This is a genomic window from Armatimonas sp. (assembly GCF_031410135.1).
Taxonomy (GTDB): domain Bacteria; phylum Armatimonadota; class Armatimonadia; order Armatimonadales; family Armatimonadaceae; genus Armatimonas.
The window spans coordinates 1-1,681 of the sequence record NZ_JANNYP010000314.1 but is presented as its reverse complement, the minus strand read 5'-3'; the positions used below and the strand labels follow the sequence as shown (position 1 = coordinate 1,681).

The window sequence follows — 1,681 nt, the reverse complement described above, 5'->3', positions numbered from 1 at the left end:
ACGCCGCCGTCACCAAGCTCCCCGAGGCAGCCAGCACCACGCCGCTTCTCTACGACTCTGAGAACATCACTTGGAACGCCTACGATAAAACGCCCCTGACGAGCTTTTCGGGACGACATGGGCATAGCGAGGGCATGCTCTTTTGGAAAACGTTCCACCCACGAGGAAACATCTTCTACGCCGATGGTCATGCCAAACAGCTTCACGGGGAAAAAGACGCCCCACCAAAGCCATGAGCCAGCCCAGCCCTCGCTACGAGCCACCGAAACCATGGCTGAAGGCTCCTCCAAAAGAGATCGCGATCTGTGTTGGGATTATCTCCCTCCTCCTCTCGATCCTAGCTCCCGTTTTCCAACAGGCGCAGAACGCAGCGAGGCAAGTAAGCTGTCAAGGAAGTGTCCGGAGTCTTGGTAGCGCAATGCTTCAGTACGCCACGGATAACAATGACTCTCTCCCTCCCGCTGCGCAGTGGCAAAGCGCTTCATCAAGTTACTTGAAAGAAGAAAAAGGCCCCTGTACTGCACTCTCGCACCCCGCTCCCGGCGTGTTGGGCTACGCCATGGACAGTCGCCTCTCGGGGCGCTCTCTGGAGCGTATTGGTGCCCCCCATAACCAGCGCATCCTGCTCTATGAGTCCTCCAATCTCACCCAAAACGCCCACGATCCCGGCACCAGCTTCATCGTCCGACACGGCTACGGAGCCATTACTTTCATCGACGGACATGGTCGTATGCAAAAACAAGAACCTGGCGAACTTGTGGTCAGGAAAGGGTACCGTCACCCGATGAGCCAACCTCAACCTAGCGATAAGCCACCTCACACGATCTTCCGGCAGAACTATGTGGAGATCTATGTGGGTGTGGCGATCCTCGCCATCCTTGCCGCCATCCTCATTCCCATCCTTCAAAAATCCTCCAGTCGCCCTACTCCCCGTCCAAGCGCCAGCCATGTCGAGGTACCAAGACAATGAGCCAGCCTAGTCCTCGCTACGAGCCACCAAGGCCGCGTTTCCAACTCAAGGCCAGCCTGACGGAGATTTTGGTGTGTCTCGCCATCGTCGGAATACTTTATGCCATCCTTTTCCCGATCTTCGCGCAGCCACGGGAGCGTGCCAGTCAGTCTTACTGCCTGAGTAATGGCAAGCAACTCAGTCTAGCTGTCATGATGTACTCCCAAGACTACGATGAGTATCTGCCACTTGCCACAAATTGGTACGATGCGAGCTATCCCTACCGCAAAAACAGACTGCGCTGTCCTCGACTGTCTGATCCCAATGGCATTGGCTATGCGATGGACGAGCGGCTCTCGGGGCGCTCTTTGGATAAAATCGGTGCTCCACACGACAAGAGCCCCTTGCTCTACGAATCCTCGAACTTCACCCCGAACGCCCACGACGCGGTCACAAGCTTTGCGGGGCGACACACAAACCAGACAGGATGGGTAGGCTTCGTCGATGGTCATGTCAAGATGCTCCAAAAGGCAAACTATCCCCCCTGCAAATGAGCGAGCGCCTGCCAGCTTGATACGACATTCCGACCCTCTTCGCTTGCCGGAGAGGGTCGCGCTCTAAGGCGCGGGGAGAGGCAATACGCGGTACAATAATTCCCGTGAATACATTTAGCGCCCCCCTCTCCGACTCCGATCCCGAGATTTTTGCCGCCATTACCGCCGAAGACCACCG

The 1,681-nt window shown here is 56.5% G+C and carries 3 protein-coding genes; all 3 read left to right on the top strand.

Translation table 11 applies throughout. The features are described 5' to 3' along the window. The coding region (locus tag RMO15_RS11295; protein ID WP_309712142.1) for a hypothetical protein at nt 1–236 on the top strand (236 nt) is incomplete at its 5' end. Beyond that, nucleotides 233–970, top strand: a complete 738-nt coding sequence (locus RMO15_RS11290; RefSeq protein WP_309712139.1) for a hypothetical protein — start codon at nt 233–235, stop codon at nt 968–970. The genes RMO15_RS11295 and RMO15_RS11290, both read left to right, overlap by 4 nt. Further along, nucleotides 967–1,503 (top strand): type II secretion system protein, encoded by a 537-nt coding sequence (locus RMO15_RS11285; RefSeq protein WP_309712137.1) that lies wholly within the window; start codon nt 967–969, stop codon nt 1,501–1,503. The genes RMO15_RS11290 and RMO15_RS11285 overlap by 4 nt, the downstream gene beginning before the upstream one ends. Nucleotides 1,504–1,681 lie beyond the last annotated feature (178 nt).